Origin of the sequence: Pseudomonas xanthosomatis, assembly GCF_019139835.1 — a bacterium.
GTDB classification, from domain to species: domain Bacteria; phylum Pseudomonadota; class Gammaproteobacteria; order Pseudomonadales; family Pseudomonadaceae; genus Aquipseudomonas; species Aquipseudomonas fakonensis.
In genome coordinates, this window is record NZ_CP077075.1 from 4739470 (window position 1) to 4755795 (window position 16326).

Consider the following 16326-nt stretch of genomic DNA (forward strand, 5'->3'; position numbering starts at 1 on the left):
TAGGCACGGGCAGCGGGTAGGCTGATATCAGCGTGCAATCTTACAAATTATAATGATTCTCAGCAACATGAAGCACAACCAGACGCTTCCTACCCGCTAAATCGGAATGTGCCGCTTTCGTTTAACTGGAGTTCTTGAGTGCAATACCGTCACTTAGCCCGATCAACCCAGGTTGGAAGCCCGCATGACTCGCACACCCGACACCCGCCGCCGCCTGCTGATGGCCACCCTTGGCCTGCTGGGCCTGGGCAGCCTGCTGGCCTGGAAGACCCTGCCGCTGGGCGGCGCTCCGGTCAGCACCGTGCCGGTAACCCGCAGCGACATCGAAAGCAGCGTCACCGCCCTGGGAACCTTGCAGCCGCTGCGCTATGTGGACGTCGGCGCCCAGGCATCCGGGCAAATTCGCAAGCTGCACGTGGAGGCCGGTGACCGCGTGGAGGAAGGCCAGTTGCTGGTAGAGATCGACCCGTCCACCCAACAAGCCGCCCTGGACGCCGGCCGCTACTCGATCGAAAACCTCAAGGCGCAACTGGCAGAGCAACGCGCCCAGCATCAGCTTGCCCAGCAGCAGCTCAAACGCCAGCGTGACCTTGCCGCCAGCGGCGCCACCCGCCAGGAAGACCTGCAAACCGCCGAATCACAGCTGAAGGTGACCCAGGCGCGCATCCAGATGTACCAGGCGCAGATTCTTCAGGCCCAGGCCAGCCTGCGCAGCGCCGAAGCCGAGCTTGGCTACACGCGCATCTACGCCCCCATGAGCGGCACTGTAGTGGCGGTGGACGCCCGCGAAGGCCAGACCCTCAACGCCCAACAGCAAACGCCGCTGATACTGCGCATCGCCCGGCTGTCGCCAATGACCGTGTGGGCCCAGGTGTCCGAGGCTGACATCGGCAAGGTCAAACCCGGTATGAGCGCCTATTTCACCACCCTGTCCGGCGGCAAGCGCCGCTGGGCCAGCACCGTGCGGCAGATCCTGCCGGTACCGCCCAAGCCCCTTGAGCAAGCCAGCCAGGGCGGCGGCAGCCCGGCCAGTGCCAGCGCCGGCACCACCGGCAACAAAGTGGTGCAGTACACCGTTCTGCTGGACGTCGAAAACCCCGACGGCGCGCTGATGGCCGAGATGACCACCCAGGTGTTCTTCGTTGCAGGGCAGGCCAGCCAGGTGCTCAGCGTGCCGCTGGCGGCACTGGGCGACACCGCCGAAGAGAACCTGCGCCTGGCCCAGGTGCTCAAGGGCGATGGCAAGATCGAGGCGCGCCAGGTGCGCACGGGCCTGAGCGACCGCCTGCGCGTGCAGGTGCTCGACGGCCTGCGCGAGGGCGAGCGCCTGGTGATCGGTGCACCAGCCGCCAGCGGGAGCTGACATGAGCACTCCTTTGATCGAGCTGTGCGACATCCGCAAGGTCTACGGCGGCATCGACTCGCCCACCGTCGAGGTACTGCGTGGCATCAGCCTGAGCATCCACCCCGGCGAGTTCGTCGCTATCGTCGGCGCTTCGGGCTCGGGCAAGTCGACCCTGATGAACATCCTCGGCTGCCTCGACCGCCCCACTTCCGGCAGCTACCGCTTCGCCGGTCGTGATGTGGCCGAGCTGGGCAGCGACGAGCTGGCCTGGCTGCGGCGCGAGGCCTTCGGCTTTGTGTTCCAGGGCTACCACCTGATCCCCTCGGGCTCCGCCCAGGAAAACGTCGAGATGCCGGCCATCTATGCCGGCATCCCGCCCGCCGAACGCCACGCCCGGGCCCGCGCCCTGCTCGAGCGCCTGGGCCTGGCCAGCCGCACCGGCAACCGCCCGCACCAGTTGTCCGGCGGCCAGCAACAGCGCGTGTCAATCGCCCGCGCCCTGATGAACGGCGGCCATATCATCCTCGCCGACGAACCCACCGGCGCGCTGGACAGCCACAGCGGCACCGAGGTAATGGCCCTGCTCGACGAACTGGCAAGCCAGGGGCACGTGATCATCCTTATCACCCACGACCGCGAAGTGGCGGCCCGCGCACAGCGGGTGATCGAGATTCGCGACGGGCAGATGGTCAGCGACTCGGCCGCCGAACAGCCCGTCCAAGCCCCGCGTGAGCAGTTGCAGGCCATTGATCTGCGCCAGCGCCTGGACCGCGGCGCCACGCTCAAGGGAGCCTGGAAGGGCGAACTGGTCGAAGCCCTGCAGGCAGCCTGGCGGGTAATGTGGATCAACCGCTTTCGCACCGCACTGACGCTGCTTGGCATCGTCATCGGCGTGGCTTCGGTGGTGGTCATGCTGGCGGTGGGCGAAGGCAGCAAGCGCCAGGTCATGGCGCAGATGGCCGCCTTCGGCTCCAACATTCTTTACCTTAACGGCAAGCACGCCACCGAACGTGAGCCTGCAGGTATCGTCACACTCGATGACGTCGCCGCCATCGGCGAACTGCCCCAGGTCATGCACGCCATGCCGGTGATCGGCGACAAACTGATGGTGCGCCAGGGCAACAACAGCCAGCAGTTCTACGTTGGCGGCAACAACACCTGGTTCCCCGAGATCTTCAACTGGCCGGTGGTCGAAGGCAGCTTCTATACCGAAGCTGATGAGGCCAGCGGCGCGGCAGTGGCGGTAATCGGGCAAAAAGTCCGCGACAAGATGTTCGGCGAAGGCAGCAACCCGATCGGCCAATACCTGCTGATCGGCAACGTGCCGTTTCAGGTGATCGGCATCCTGCTGGCCAAGGGCGCCAGCTCCGGCAGCGAAAACGCCGACGAGCGCATCGCCGTGCCCTACTCCGCCGCTGCCATCCGCCTGTTCGGCAGCCGCGACCCCGAATACGTCGCCATCGCCGCGCAGGATTCCAGCCGCGTGGGCGAAACCGAGCAGGCCATCGACCGCCTGCTGCGCCAGCGCCACCAGGGCAAACACGACTTCGAGCTGACCAACGACGCAGCATTGATCCAGGCCGAGGCGCGCACCCAGAACAGCCTGTCGCTGATGCTTGGGGCGATTGCCGCGATCTCGCTGCTGGTGGGCGGCATTGGGGTGATGAACATCATGCTCATGACCGTGCGCGAACGCACCCGCGAAATCGGCATCCGCATGGCTACCGGCGCCCGCCAGCGCGACATCCTGCGTCAGTTCCTCACCGAGGCGGTGATGCTGTCGATGGTCGGCGGCGTCACCGGTATCGTGCTGGCCCTGGCGATCGGCGCCGGCCTGTTGCTGGCCGGCATCGCCGTGGCCTTCGCCCTGCCCGCCATCGTCGGCGCCTTCGCCTGCGCGGTCATCACCGGCGTGCTGTTCGGCTTCATGCCGGCGCGCAAGGCCGCCCGTCTCGACCCGGTCAAAGCCCTTACCAGCGAATAGTCCATGCCAATCCCCAGCCGTATCAGCCTGTTGACCCTGAGCCTGTGCCTGGCCGCCTGCAGCACACCGCCGCCGCCGGCCAGCGCAATCACCCCGCCACCCGCCTGGCAAGGGCCTGCCCAAACCGCACAAGCGCAACCAGACGGGCAATGGTGGCAAGCATTCGCCAGCCCTGAACTGAACCAGTTGATCGAGCGCGCGCGCCGCAACAGCCACGACCTGGCCGCCGCCGCCGCGCGCGTGCGCCAGGCCCAGGCCAGCGCGATCATCGCCGGTGCCCCGTTGCTGCCCGAGCTGCAACTGGGCCTGGACGGCAGCCGCCAACGCCTGCTGCGCGGCGAAGGCAACGACCAGCTCGACGCCAGCAGCAGCGAACGCACCAGCACCTCGTTCGGCCTGCAGCTCAGCGCCAGCTACGAAATCGACTTCTGGGGTGGCCTGCGCGCCGCCCGCGACAGCGCCCTGCGCAGCCTCGACGCCAGCCGCTTCGACCGCCAGACCGTCGAACTGACCTTGCTCGGCGCGGTGGCCGACAGCTACCTGCAGGGCCTGGCCCTGGACGAACAGCTGCGTATCGCCCGCCTCAACCTGGAAAACGCCCGCGATGTGCTCGGGGTGGTCGAAGCCCGCGAACGCTCGGGCTCGGCGACCCGCCTCGAGCTAGCCCAACAGCGCAGCTTGGTGGCCGCCCAACAGCGCCAGCTGCCGTTGCTGGAGCAGCGCCGCCAGGACAACCGCGTAACCTTGGCCACGCTGCTGGGCGAGCCGGTCCAACAGCTGCCGACCAGCACCCAGAACATCCGCGCGCTGCGCTGGCCCGGCATCGGCAGCGGCGTGCCCAGCGAACTGCTGGGCCGGCGCCCGGACATCGCAGCCGCCGAAGCGCGCCTGGCTGCGGCCAGTGCCAACGTGCAGGTGGCCCGCGCCGCTCTGCTGCCACGTTTGGTATTGGGCGCGAACCTTGGGAGCGGCGCGCGGACCTTCGCCAATGTGCTCGACAGCCCCTACTACACCCTCACCGCAGGCCTGACCGCGCCGATCTTCAATAACGGCCGCCTGCGCGCCGAACGCGACCTGGCCAAGGCCGAGCAGCAGGAGCTGCTGGAGGATTACCGGGCCAGCATCGTCAATGGTTTCGGTGATGTGGAAAAGGCCCTGAACGCGATCGACGGTGTAGAGCGCCAGCGCCAGTGGCAGGACGAGGAAGTGGCCCAGGCGCGCATCGCCTTTGACCTTGCCCAGCAGCGCTACCGCGCCGGCGCCGAGACCCTGCTCAGCGTGCTTGAGACCCAGCGCACGCTGTACCTGGCCGAGGACGAACAGGCGCAGCTGCGCCTGGCCCGGTTGCAGGGCAGCGTGGCGTTGTACAAGGCGTTGGGTGGTGGGTGGGAGACAGTGAGGATGTAGGGGATGTCCCTTTCGAGGGAGGGTCAGGGCTAACAGGGGTTCGGCGAAGGTTATGCAGCGCCCTCAAGATCGAGCGCCGCAAGGCTCTAGACGATCACCCAATCCCCCCGCCAGCCCCTACGAAACAATATTCTTCATCGACAAATGCCGCGCATACCAAGGCCGCTGCGGCACCTTGCGCAACAACCCATCGATCTTGCCCTCCTCGCCAAAGGTGATGCGCAAGGCCAGCTTCATCACCTCCACATCCATCTCCACCGACTTGCCCGGGCGCATGCCCGGCTGGGTGCTGCAACCGTGGGTGTCCGGCCCCAGCCAGGGGTCGTCCACCTCCACCCAGCGCCCCGGGGCGAACCAGGGCACGCCGTTGACCTCAAGGCGCGTGACCTGCCCTGGGTGGTAACGCTCCTGGGCACGGAACCAGTCATCGATACGGTCGTCGATCCAGCCATGGAAGGCCCAGAACACCGGGTTGACGTGGGACGAGAACGGGTCGCCAAGAAAGTCGTTTTCGCGCTCGAACCAACGCGCAGCAAAATCCGACGGGTCTCGGGCGAACGGCACCGGTGCGCCGCTGATGGGGTCGCGCGGGACGGTCGCCCAGCACATGTGCAGCCAGTCGTGCAGGTTCATCTCAAGCTCCGACCCCAGCGCCCCCAACGACAGCTTCGACAGGTACAGCGGGTCCTGGTACTGCGATTCCCACACCTGGAAATTGCTGCAGAAGGTCTCGCCGGCCTTGATCGCCCCCACCCACTGCCCATAGGCCTGGTCACCGGGGGCCTGCCAGGGGGGCGGCACGCGGTAGCCGTCGTGGTTGTCGTAGTAGCGGGCAAAGCCTGCGCGGTCGGCCTCCACCGCCGGCTGCGGCAGCGGGAAGCGCTGCCATGACGGCAAATCCTGCAGGGTGCGCGCGTGCATCAGCATGTGCCGGTGCATGAACAGAAAATCGATTCCCGAGCCATTGCGGTGCTTGCGCGGGCCGCGCGCATCGCGCTCCAGATCCCGCGGGCCGGGCTGCCAGCCCAGGCCACGCAGGGCATCCTGTTTGCTCGTTGGCAGTTTGTGCCAGCGGTCGCGGGTGGCGTGCCACAGTTGGTGGAACAACCGGTGCTCGGCACTGATCACCCAGGCCAGCATCGCCGGTGTATAGGGCAGGCGCTCGCGGGCCTCGGGGAACAGGCGCTTGACCGCGACCAGGCGGCTGTCCTGCAGCACCAATGTCAGCGGCCGGTCCAGCCGCTGTACCCGTACGCTCAAGGTGCCGCTGCCGGCGTTGGCAAACACGCCCCACACCTCGTCCAGGCTGGCCACGCATTCGTAGTCAACGCCACCTTCGCGGCCCACCAGGCGCCAACGCACTTCGCCGCTGCCGGCACCGACCAGATCGCCCAGCACGCGGTAGGCAGGCTGCGCCTCTGCGCGCAGACCTGCACCGGTGTCGACGAAGCCACGCAGCCCACGGCCCTTGGTGGCAACGTCGAGGAACATCTCGACACCCTGCCTGGGCAGCCCCTCAAGGCCACCATCGGCACCTTCGAAACGGATATCCCACACCCCGCGTAGCAGATCCGCCAGTACCTGACCACTGTAATCGGCCAGCTCAACGCTGGCCTCGCCAGGCGTGACCACGTCATCTTCGGGGTCGTGGGTCAGCTCTTTATGCGCGTAATAGGCCGCTGTGCCGGCAGCACCCGCCACTGCCAGGCCTGCGATGAAACCTCGTCGGGAAATGGTCATTGCGCCTCGATTCGTCTGTGCTTGCTGCGGCTTCTATCCAAGCTAGGACGTACGCTGGGCGGGGAAATTTAATGGCGCACGGGGGCCGGCTAATTCAGCAGGCCAGGCACTCGTCTGTTGTGTATCCCCCGCTGCCAGAGGCAAGCCCATGACCTCCCTGCTTTCACGCCTGATCCGCCCAAGCAAGGCCACCGCCTACAGCATCTTCGACATCGAGCTCAAGGCCATCGAGCGCCTGAGCCCTTCGCTGTGCCGCTACGTGTTCACCGGTGCCGATGTGGCGCAGATGACCACCCTGGCGCCCGACCAGCGCATCAAGCTGTTCTTCCCCACCCCCGCCGGCGCGCCACCCAACCTGCCCAAGGACGGCCAGTGGCAGCAGGCGCGCCGCGACCTGGCACCCCAGCACACGCCACCGATGCGCACCTACACCATCCGTGCGCTGCGCCGCGAAGCGCTGGAGGTAGACGTCGACTTCGTCCTGCACGGTGTGAACGGCCCGGCCTCGGCCTGGGCCACCACAGCCCAGGTGGGTGACCGCCTGCAGATGGTCGCGCCCAACCTGGCCTACCACCGCGACCCCGGCGGCTACGAGTGGAAGCCGCCACACAGCGCCCAGCGCATCCTGCTGGTGGGCGACGAGACCGCCCTGCCGGCAATCGCCGGCATTCTCGAACAACTGGCCGACCACGCGCCGCAGCGCGAGGTGCAGGCGTTCATCGAAGTGCCGCTGGAGAGCGACTGCCTGCCCCTTCGCCACAGCCCCGCCACCCGCCTGCACTGGCTGCCCCGCGACCTGCTGCGCTGCGAACACGGGCAAGGCATGCACCATGCCGTGCACGAACTGGCCAACCTGCCTGGGGTGCAGGTGACCAAGGCCGTGGAGCTGGAGGATATCGATATCGACCAGCGCATTCTGTGGGAACTGGCCAGTGATGCGAAAGGCGACTTCTACGCCTGGATTGCCGGGGAGTCGGGCACGGTAATGGATATTCGCCGTTATCTGGTCAAGGAGCGCGGGTTGGCGCGGGAGAGTTTGACCCTGATGGGGTATTGGCGTGCCGGGCGTACCTTTGATTGACTGTTTGAAACAGTGGGGGCTGCTTTGCAGCCCATCGCGACACAAGGCCGCTCCCACAGGATCGCGCAAAGCCTGAACCTTGCGCCCCACCTGTAGGAGCGGCCTTGTGCCGCGATGGGCCGCAAAGCGGCCCTAAATACCTCAGGCCAACGCCGCCCGCAGCGCCTCGGCAAAGCGCCCGGCCACTTCGTCCACCTGCTCGGCGCTGATGATCAGCGGCGGCAGGAAGCGCACCACCGCACCATGCCGGCCACCCAGCTCGAGAATCAGGCCACGGCGCAGGCACTCACGCTGCACCTTCGGCGCCAGGCTGCGGTGGGCCAGCGGGTGCCCCAAGGCGTCCACTTCACCCGCCGGGTCCACCAGCTCCACGCCCAGCATCAGCCCGCGCCCGCGAATGTCACCCAGTTGCGGGTAATCGCGCTGCAGCGTCTGCAGGTGCCCGCGCAAGCGCTGGCCCATGGCTTCGGCGTGTTCGCACAGGCGGTGCTCCACCAGGTACTGCATCACCGCCGAGCCCGCCGCCATGGCCATCTGGTTGCCACGGAAGGTGCCGGCGTGGGCGCCCGGCGTCCACTGGTCGAGCCAGTCGCGGTACACCGTCACCGCCAGCGGCAGGCTGCCGCCTATGGCCTTGGACAGGGTCACCACGTCCGGCACGATGCCGGCGTGCTCGAAGGCGAACATCTTGCCGGTACGGGCAAAGCCGCTCTGGATCTCGTCGACGATCAGCGCCACGCCGGCCTGTTCGGTGATACGGCGCAGGCCGCGCAGCCACTCGATATCGGCCGGAATCACACCGCCCTCGCCCTGCACCACCTCTACGATTACCGCCGCCGGCAGCGCCACCCCGGCCTCGGGGTCGTTCAGCAGGTTTTCCAGATAGTGCAGGTTGGCGCGCACGCCGGCCTCGCCACCGAGGCCGAACGGGCAACGGTAGTCATAGGGGTAAGGCAAAAACTGCACGCCGCTGCTCAGCAGCGCGCCCAGCGGCTTCTTCGGGCCCAGGCTGCCCATCAGGCTCAGGGCGCCCTGGGTCATGCCGTGGTAGCCACCCTGGAACGCCAGCACGGTGCTGCGCCCGGTGGCAGTGCGCACAAGTTTGAGCGCCGCCTCCACCGCGTCGGTGCCGGTCGGGCCACAGAACTGGATCTTCGCCTCGCGGCGCAGCGCTTCGGGCAGCAGGGCGAACAGGTCCTGGACGAACTGGTCCTTGACCGGGGTGGTCAGGTCCAGGGTGTGCAGCGGCAGCTCGTCGGCCAACACGCGCTGGATGGCCTCGACCACCACCGGGTGGTTGTGCCCCAGGGCCAAGGTGCCGGCGCCGGCCAGGCAGTCGATGAACTGGCGGCCCTCGACATCTTCCACATGAATGCCCCGGGCGCGCTTGAGCGCCAGCGGGATGCGCCGCGGGTAGCTGCGGGCGTTGGACTCCTGTTGCTGCTGGCGCAGCAGCAGCGGCGAGTCGGCGAATTCATACAGGGCCTGGGGCTCGTTGGCCGGCAGGGCCCGGGCAAGGCTGGACGCGGTGGACATGGAGAAACCCTCGCAAGCAAGCGGATGTGCCCGCCACGCGTCCTGTAACCGGATGTGTGTCGGGTAGTTATCGCTTGGAAAACGCTTGGGCGGGGTGCGGATTTAGCGCTTGTTGCGGGATTTGTTCACCCAGGCCTGCACCGCCCCTGCAGGAGCGGCTTCAGCCGCGAACACCGGCGCAGCCGGTGCCAGATAACGCGGTGGGTTCAGCCAGCAGTGCGTGCCGGCACCTGCAGACACACCCGCAAGCCATCGGCCTGGCTGTCAAAGCGCAGACTGCCGGCGCAGCGCTGGACGATGGCATGGACGATGGCCAGGCCCAGGCCGCAGCCACCGCTCTGGCTGTTGCGCCAGAAACGTTCGGTGAGGTGCGCCAGGTCTTCCTGGCGGATGCCCGGGCCATGGTCGCGCACCACGAAGTCCACCTGGCCATCGAGCGCCTGCACATCCAGCTCCACCGCAGCATCGCCACCATGGCGCAGGGCGTTGTCCAGCAAGTTGCGCAGCGCCGCCACCGCCAATGGCGCCGGCATGCCCAGGTAAACCCGCGCCGCCTCGTCCGGCAGGTGCAGCAAGATGCGCCGGTTGTCACCACCACCGGCATCCTGGATGGCCTGCAACGCCACCTGCTCGGCGCTGCACTGCACACCGTCGTCGAACGACAGGCTGCCCTCCACCCGCGCCAGCATCAGCAACTGCTCCAGGGTGCGGTGCATGCGGTCGGTACCCTGCTCGGCATGCTCAAGGGCCTGCTCGCGCACCGCACCGTCAGTCATGCGTGCCACCTGCAGGTGGGTCTTGATAGCGGTCAGCGGGCTACGCAGCTCGTGGGCGGCGTCATCGGTCAGGCGCCGCTCGCGCTCGATGGTCTGGGCGATGCGCAGGAACAGCTGGTTTTGCGTATCGAGCAGCGGCTGCAGCTCGCTGGGCAGGTTGCCCACCTGCAACGGCTCAACGCTGTCGGCGCGCCGCCGGCGCAGGGCGTCACGCATGCGGTTGAGCGGCGCCAGGCCCTTGCCCAGGCCGATCCACAACAGCCCCAGGCTGCCGAGCAGCGCCATCAGCACCGGCGCCGAGGCGGCCAGCAGAATCGACTGGTTCAGCGCCTCGCGCTCCATGTGGCGGTCGGCGGTGGTGATGCGCACATCGCCATGGTTGTAGGTGAAGGTGCGCCACGATGCGCCGTCGATGGTCTGGTCACGGAAACCGCTGCGCTGGTCGTCCATGGCACCATCGTGCTTGTGGTTGCTGGCAAGGATTTCGCCACGCAACGAGCTGACCTGGCAGGCCATGCCGTCCGGCACGCTGAGCTGGTCGGCAGAGAAGTGCGCATCCTCACCCTTGGCCGCCAGCGGTTGCGGCAGTTGCTCCACCAGCCCGGCGACCATGCGCGCCGACGCCACCAGGCGCTGGTCGAGGGAGAACATCATCTGCTGACGCAGGTCGCGCAGCATCCACGCCGCCGCCAGTACCCAGATAACGATGAAGGCGCTGCCGAGGATCAGCGACAGGCGTACCCGCAGGCTCATGAGGCCGCCTCCCCTGGCGCCTGCGCCGGCCCCAGGCGATAGCCCAGGCCGCGCACGGTCTCGACGATACCGTTGCCGAGCTTGCGCCGCAGGTGGTGAATATGCACGTTCAGGGCGTTGCTCTCGACCTCGTCGCTAAAGCCGTACACGCAGTCCTTGAGCTGCTCGCTGGACAGCACCCGGCCGGGGTTCTGCAGCAAGGCTTGCAGCAGCGCCTGCTCGCGCCGCGACAGGTCCACCGGCTGGCCGGCCAGGGTGGCGGCGCAGCTGCTGGGGTCGTAGACCAGCGGGCCATGCTCGATGACGTTCACCGCACGCCCGGCCACCCGGCGCAACAGGGTGTGCAGGCGCGCGGCCAGCTCGCGCAGGTCGAAGGGTTTGAGCAGGTAGTCGTCGGCGCCAGCCTGCAAACCGTCGACCCGGTCGGTGACCGCATCACGGGCGGTGAGCACCAGCACCGGCAGGGTCTCGCCCTGCTGGCGCAGGCGGCGCAGCAGTTTCAGGCCGTCTTCGTCAGGCAGGCCGAGGTCGAGGATCATCACGTCGAACTGCGCGGCCTTGAGCATCTGCCGGGCCTGCGAGGCGCTGGCCACCCGGTCCACGGTCAGGCCCTGGGCCGAAAGGCCGGCGCAGATGCCGCTGGCGATCAGGTCGTCATCCTCGCAGAGCAGAACGTGCATGGGGTGGGTCTCCGGGGGTGGGGAAGCTGGCATTGCACAGGGTAGGTATTAAGGGGGGATTATGTACCGTTTCCGGGTGGGTTGGGCATTGTCTTGAGGCAGGCACGAACGCCGCCAGGCGCAGCCTTGAGATAAGATCAAGCCATCCAGGCAGGCCGGTTAACCTTTAGTTAATACCCCCCGGCCAGCATGCCCTCATTCCAAGTTCTGCCAAGGCGTCGACATGCGTGTTTTTCTCCTCCTGCTGGCATTCCTGCTCGCCGGCCCGCTCAAGGCCAACCCGTTTGACGTCAAACCGGACTTTTTGCCGGTCAATGACGCGTTCGTGCTCAGCCAAGACCGCCTCCCGGACGGCCAGATGCGCCTGTACTTCCAGATCAAGGACGGCTACTACCTCTACCAGAAGCGCCTGAAATTCGACGGCCTGCCCCCTGAGCAGCACCCGCAACTGCCACAGGCCGAGAACCACCACGACGAATTCTTCGGCGACAGCGCCGTCTATCGTCAGCAGCTCGAACTGCTGATACCGGCCAACGCCACCGGCGAGCTGCGCCTGGGCTGGCAGGGCTGCGCCGACGCCGGCCTGTGCTACCCGCCGCAAACCACGGCCATTGCCCTGGGCGGCGCGCAACCGGCAGACGCAACGCTGGCTGGCGACCAGGCCCTGGCCAGCAATCTGCAACACGCAAGCCTGACCTGGAGCCTGCTGGCGTTCTTCGGCCTGGGCCTGCTGCTGGCCTTCACCCCCTGCTCGCTGCCGATGCTGCCGATCCTTGCCGGGCTGGTGCTGGGCAACGGCGCCAGCGCCCGGCGTGGCTGGGTGCTGGCCGGGGTGTACGTGCTGAGCATGGCCCTGGTGTACGCAGCCCTGGGGGTGGTCGCCGCACTGCTGGGCGCCAGCCTGCAAGCCTGGCTGCAGCAACCCTGGTTGCTGGGCAGCCTGGCGGCGCTGTTCGTGCTGCTGGCCCTGCCGATGTTCGGCGCCTTCGAACTGCAACTGCCCGGCGCCCTGCGCGACCGCCTCGACCAGGCCGGGCGCGGCACCCGTGGTGGCAACCTGTATGGCGCGGCATTGCTTGGCGCGCTGTCGGGGCTGCTGATGGGCCCGTGCATGACCGCGCCACTGGCCGGCGCGCTGCTGTTCATCGCGCAGAGCGGCGATGTGCTGCAGGGCGCGCTGGTGCTGTTCAGCCTGGGGCTGGGCATGGGCGTGCCGCTGCTGTTGCTGGTCACCCTGGGCAACCGTTACCTGCCGCGCCCCGGCGCCTGGATGAACCTGGTCAAGGGCGTGTTCGGCTTCGTGTTCCTGGGCATGGCCCTGTACACCGTGCGCAACCTGCTGCCCGCCCCGCTGCTGCTGGCCCTGGCCGGCGCCTGGCTGATCACCCTGGGCTGGGCCGCCTGGCCGGCCCTGCAACGCCTGCCGGCCCTGCGCGCGGTGCCACTGCTCGGTGCGCTGTGGGGCGGCCTGCTGCTGGTGGGCGCTGCGGCCGGTGGCAGTGACCTGTGGCAACCGCTGCAACCTTTCACCGCCAAAACCGGTGGCAGCGCCCCCGCTGCCAGCCACGACAACTTCACCACGGTAAGCACCCCCGCCGCCCTGCAACGGGAACTGGATGCGGCCAAGGCCCGCGGCCAGTGGGTGCTGGTGGACTACTACGCTGACTGGTGCGTGTCGTGCAAGGTCATGGAAAAACAGGTATTCGCCCGCCCCGACGTGCAGGCCAGCCTTGAAGGCGTGCACCTGCTGCGCCTGGACGTGACCGCCGACACCCCGGCCAGCCGCGAGCTGCTGCAACGCTACCAGGTCCCCGGCCCGCCCAGCCTGGTGTGGGTCGGCCCCGAAGGCGACGAACGCCGCGCCCGGCGTATCACCGGCGAGGTCGATGCCGCAGCCTTCCTGCAACACTGGGCGCAGACCAGGAGCCAAGGCTGATGCTGACCGTCACCCTCGGGCCCTTGACCATGGCCCTGAACCATCTGCTGCTGCTGGCAGCGCTGGGCATCGCCAGCCTGGTGGGCTGGCGCGTGGCCAAGCGTGGCGGTGAAAACCCCGAATCGGCGCTGTTCAACCTGTTCCTGCTCGGCCTGCTGTTCGCCCGCCTGGGTTTCGTGCTGGCCTACTGGCCGATGTACCGCGACGACCTGCTGCAGGTCATCGACATCCGCGACGGCGGTTTCCTGCTGTGGGGCGGCCTGTTCGGCGTGGTGCTCGGCACCCTCTGGCAAGGCTGGCGCCGCCCCGGCCTGCGCCGCCCGCTAGGCTGGGCGCTGTGCAGCGGCGCGCTGTTCTGGGTACTGGGCAGCTTTGCCAGCCATCTGTACAGCAAGGGCACGGAGCTGCCGCAACTGAGCCTGCGCGACAGCCGCGGCCAGGCCGTGGCCCTGCACGACTACCGCGGCAAGCCGCTGGTCATCAACATCTGGGCCACCTGGTGCCCGCCGTGCCGGCGCGAAATGCCGGTGCTGCAGCAGGCCCAGCACGGCTATCCCCACGTGACGTTCCTGTTCGTCAACCAGGGCGAAACCCCGGAGAACGTCAGCACCTTCATGGCCACCACCGGCCTGATGCTGTCCCACGTGCTGTTCGACGGCAGCGGCGAGCTGGCCCGCAAGGTCGGCTCCATGGCCCTGCCCACCACGCTGTTCTACAACGCCGACGGGCGCCTGGTCGGCAGCCACCTGGGCGAGCTGTCGCGGGCCAGCCTGCGCCACGCCCTGGAACCCTTCGACCCCAGCGACGCCCCCGCGCCACAAGGAAACTGACATGCGCCTGACTGCCCTGCTGCCCCTCACCTTCACCCTGCTCGCAAGCCCGCTGCTGCACGCCGAGGACCTGCCAAAGGCCATCCAGCAACTCCAGGCCAAGGGCGCGGTGATCAAGGGCAGCTTCGATGCCCCCAACGGCCTGCGCGGCTACGCCGCCGAGTACCAGAGCAACGGCATCGCCCTGTACCTCACCCCCGACGGCAAGCACGTGCTGGTAGGCAGCCTGTTCGACGAGCAAGGCCAGGATCTCAGCGCAGAGCCGCTGCAAAAGCTGGTGTATGCCCCCATGAGCAAGGCCATCTGGGCGAAGATGGAAAACACCGCCTGGATCGCCGACGGCAAGCCCGACGCGCCGCGCATCGTCTACCTGTTCAGCGACCCCAACTGCCCGTACTGCAACATGTTCTGGCAGCAGTCGCGGCCGTGGGTGGAGTCGGGCAAGGTGCAGTTGCGCCATATCATGGTCGGCATCATCCGCGAGGACAGCCCCGGCAAATCGGCCGCCCTGCTGGCCGCCAAGGACCCGGCCAAGGCCCTGCAAGAGCACGAGAAGGCCGGCAAGGCCAGCACCCTCAAGGCGTTGGACAAGGTGCCGGAGGCTATGCAGAAGAAGCTCGATACCAACATGGCCCTGATGGAGGAGCTGGGGCTGGCCGCCACACCAGCGATCTTCTACCAGGATGAACACGGCCAGTTGCAGAGCCAGCAAGGTGCGCCGCGGCCGGAGATGCTGGGGAAGATTCTCGGCAAGCGTTAACCGGCACGAGGGTCCGATAGGGCAATTACCCTTGAATGCCCTGAACCTTGAAAGGTCGGCGCCGTTGGCGTGCAAAAACGCCACGGCGTCGGCGAATGCGGCGTACAAGCTCTGCTCGGCTGTATCGCAATCTTCAATCACATCCATCTGCGCTTGCGCGACCGTGAAGACGTAGGCCAGGTAGCCTTGCGGCTTCAACTTGAGGGCAAACTGCCGGAAGCAGCGCACGCCATCCAGCACGATGAACTCGTCGTACCCCCGGGCCTTGCCCTGCTCCATGGCCGCGACAGGGCGCTGTTACACTTCATCCTGAAACATCGATATTCACCACCGTGTGCCTTGAGACGTCTGCCCTTTACAGATGTCACGCATTAATAAGCCATCATTAGCGCCAGAGGTAGTGCAACGTCACATCGTACTCATTGTCATTCACACACAAGAGGGTATCTGGCGACTCGAAAGCGAGTGACAGATCGCAACTCGAGTGACTGGCTAGGTAACGCTGCAGAAACAAGTCGAAATCACTGCCTTGCAGCGCTACGCCTACCACGCCTTCGTACACCACCCAACCAGAAAACGCCCCTGTCAGTCCGGTCAGCGCAATGATTGCGCGCTGCAACGCAGCAGGCGCCACGGGATGCGCCAGGCGCGCCTGCAGGCCCACATCTTCAAGCGAGCGCAAACGCGTCAGAGCCAGGCGCTGCCATGCCAGCGTTTCATTGTCGAGCAAGACAACCTGATAAGCATCAACGCCTTCCAGCGTCGAGGCATAGCGTCGCGCCTTGCTGATCAGCAATCTTTCGCTCAACGAATCACGGCCCACGATGAGCATGCATTCATTCTGCCGGGTATCTGACGGCCCGCTCATCGATCCCCATACACACGGATGACTTGCCGGGTGCCTGCATCGATATCCACATGTACCCCACCCACTTCGGCGGCGGTTGCCGTCATCCAGTTCTGCGCCTTGACCTCCTCGGCATAGAAACTGACGGTGTAGTACTGCACCCCGTCGCGCTCGTGCAGTACATCTTCGAACGCGATGTTGAAATTCTCCACGTCATACCTGCCCGAGCTGACCAGATCACTCGCACGTACCGTCTCGATTGCCTTGAACAGGAACGGGGTATATTTTTTGTCCAGCCTGAACCTGTTCATAGGCCGGCCTTTACTGGTAACGCCGCTCTACTCGCCACTCTCTTCTCCTCAACTAGCTGCCGCCTATCAAGGCCTACCCATCGCGTTGAGAAACGCATCGAAGCCAGACTTGAGCTGCGAGGTATCATCAAACTCGACTCGCTTCTCCAACACAAAGCGCTCACTCTCCAAGTCCATGATCTCGGCCACAAAACTACCCTGCTCCCACACCGTGAACCGAGCCAAGAATCGCTCGTCAGCCACCTCGGCAACGATACTGTTGGTCCCCTGCTTCGAAACCTCGACCGTCAGGTCGTCCAGAGACGTCAGGTAGTGTTCGAACGCCAGAAGCATTTGGCCG

At 66.7% G+C, this 16326-nt stretch carries 15 protein-coding genes; 8 read left to right on the forward strand and 7 right to left on the reverse strand.

Annotated features, from left to right (window positions below):
• Nucleotides 1-184 precede the first annotated feature (184 nt).
• The 3 genes from KSS93_RS20910 to KSS93_RS20920 are packed head-to-tail and all read left to right on the forward strand — an operon-like array spanning nucleotide 185 to nucleotide 4736.
• Nucleotides 185-1363, forward strand: a complete 1179-nt coding sequence (locus KSS93_RS20910) for an efflux RND transporter periplasmic adaptor subunit (RefSeq protein ID WP_217885797.1) — start codon at nucleotides 185-187, stop codon at nucleotides 1361-1363.
• A gap of 1 nt (nucleotide 1364) precedes the next feature.
• Complete coding sequence (locus KSS93_RS20915; RefSeq protein WP_217885798.1) at nucleotides 1365-3329, forward strand: MacB family efflux pump subunit; 1965 nt, start codon at nucleotides 1365-1367, stop codon at nucleotides 3327-3329.
• Between the two features lie 3 nt (nucleotides 3330-3332).
• Nucleotides 3333-4736, forward strand: a complete 1404-nt coding sequence (locus KSS93_RS20920) for an efflux transporter outer membrane subunit (RefSeq protein WP_217885799.1) — start codon at nucleotides 3333-3335, stop codon at nucleotides 4734-4736.
• A 117-nt stretch (nucleotides 4737-4853) separates the two neighbouring features.
• On the opposite strand, the gene pvdP is transcribed toward KSS93_RS20920, so the two are convergent.
• Nucleotides 4854-6476, reverse strand: a complete 1623-nt coding sequence (gene pvdP, locus KSS93_RS20925) for a pyoverdine maturation tyrosinase PvdP (RefSeq protein WP_217885800.1) — start codon at nucleotides 6474-6476, stop codon at nucleotides 4854-4856.
• Nucleotides 6477-6624: 148 nt separating this feature from the next.
• Here pvdP and KSS93_RS20930 point away from each other — a divergent pair, with 148 nt between their 5' ends.
• Nucleotides 6625-7557, forward strand: a complete 933-nt coding sequence (locus tag KSS93_RS20930) for a siderophore-interacting protein (RefSeq protein ID WP_217885801.1) — start codon at nucleotides 6625-6627, stop codon at nucleotides 7555-7557.
• A gap of 141 nt (nucleotides 7558-7698) precedes the next feature.
• On the opposite strand, the gene KSS93_RS20935 is transcribed toward KSS93_RS20930, so the two are convergent.
• The 3 genes from KSS93_RS20935 to KSS93_RS20945 all read right to left on the reverse strand — a co-directional run bounded on the left by KSS93_RS20935 (nucleotide 7699) and on the right by KSS93_RS20945 (nucleotide 11302).
• Nucleotides 7699-9093, reverse strand: a complete 1395-nt coding sequence (locus tag KSS93_RS20935) for an aspartate aminotransferase family protein (RefSeq protein WP_217885802.1) — start codon at nucleotides 9091-9093, stop codon at nucleotides 7699-7701.
• Nucleotides 9094-9299: 206 nt separating this feature from the next.
• On the reverse strand, nucleotides 9300-10622 hold the full coding sequence (locus KSS93_RS20940) for an ATP-binding protein (protein WP_217885803.1): 1323 nt from the start codon (nucleotides 10620-10622) through the stop codon (nucleotides 9300-9302).
• Nucleotides 10619-11302: a response regulator gene (locus KSS93_RS20945; protein WP_217885804.1), complete on the reverse strand. Its 684-nt coding sequence runs from the start codon at nucleotides 11300-11302 to the stop codon at nucleotides 10619-10621. The genes KSS93_RS20940 and KSS93_RS20945 overlap by 4 nt, the downstream gene beginning before the upstream one ends.
• Nucleotides 11303-11525: 223 nt before the next feature.
• On the opposite strand from KSS93_RS20945, the gene dsbD reads away from it, so the two are divergent.
• The 4 genes from dsbD (at nucleotide 11526) to KSS93_RS20965 (ending at nucleotide 15203) form a co-directional block, all read left to right on the forward strand.
• The gene (gene dsbD, locus KSS93_RS20950; protein WP_217885805.1) at nucleotides 11526-13238 is read left to right on the forward strand and encodes a protein-disulfide reductase DsbD; all 1713 of its coding nucleotides are present in this window, start codon (nucleotides 11526-11528) and stop codon (nucleotides 13236-13238) included.
• Nucleotides 13238-14068 (forward strand): TlpA disulfide reductase family protein, encoded by an 831-nt coding sequence (locus KSS93_RS20955; protein WP_217885806.1) that lies wholly within the window; start codon nucleotides 13238-13240, stop codon nucleotides 14066-14068. The genes dsbD and KSS93_RS20955 overlap by 1 nt, the downstream gene beginning before the upstream one ends.
• Nucleotide 14069: 1 nt before the next feature.
• Nucleotides 14070-14828, forward strand: coding sequence for a thiol:disulfide interchange protein DsbG (dsbG, locus tag KSS93_RS20960; protein ID WP_217885807.1), 759 nt, complete (start codon nucleotides 14070-14072; stop codon nucleotides 14826-14828).
• A 69-nt stretch (nucleotides 14829-14897) separates the two neighbouring features.
• Complete coding sequence (locus KSS93_RS20965) at nucleotides 14898-15203, forward strand: hypothetical protein (protein ID WP_217885808.1); 306 nt, start codon at nucleotides 14898-14900, stop codon at nucleotides 15201-15203.
• Between the two features lie 10 nt (nucleotides 15204-15213).
• Here the strand turns inward: KSS93_RS20965 and KSS93_RS20970 are convergent, their stop codons facing one another.
• The 3 genes from KSS93_RS20970 to KSS93_RS20980 all read right to left on the reverse strand — a co-directional run bounded on the left by KSS93_RS20970 (nucleotide 15214) and on the right by KSS93_RS20980 (nucleotide 16319).
• Nucleotides 15214-15660, reverse strand: coding sequence for a hypothetical protein (locus tag KSS93_RS20970; protein WP_217885809.1), 447 nt, complete (start codon nucleotides 15658-15660; stop codon nucleotides 15214-15216).
• Between the two features lie 32 nt (nucleotides 15661-15692).
• Nucleotides 15693-15986: a hypothetical protein gene (locus tag KSS93_RS20975; protein WP_217885810.1), complete on the reverse strand. Its 294-nt coding sequence runs from the start codon at nucleotides 15984-15986 to the stop codon at nucleotides 15693-15695.
• A gap of 66 nt (nucleotides 15987-16052) precedes the next feature.
• Nucleotides 16053-16319: an immunity protein TriTu family protein gene (locus tag KSS93_RS20980; protein WP_217885811.1), complete on the reverse strand. Its 267-nt coding sequence runs from the start codon at nucleotides 16317-16319 to the stop codon at nucleotides 16053-16055.
• Nucleotides 16320-16326: the final 7 nt, after the last annotated feature.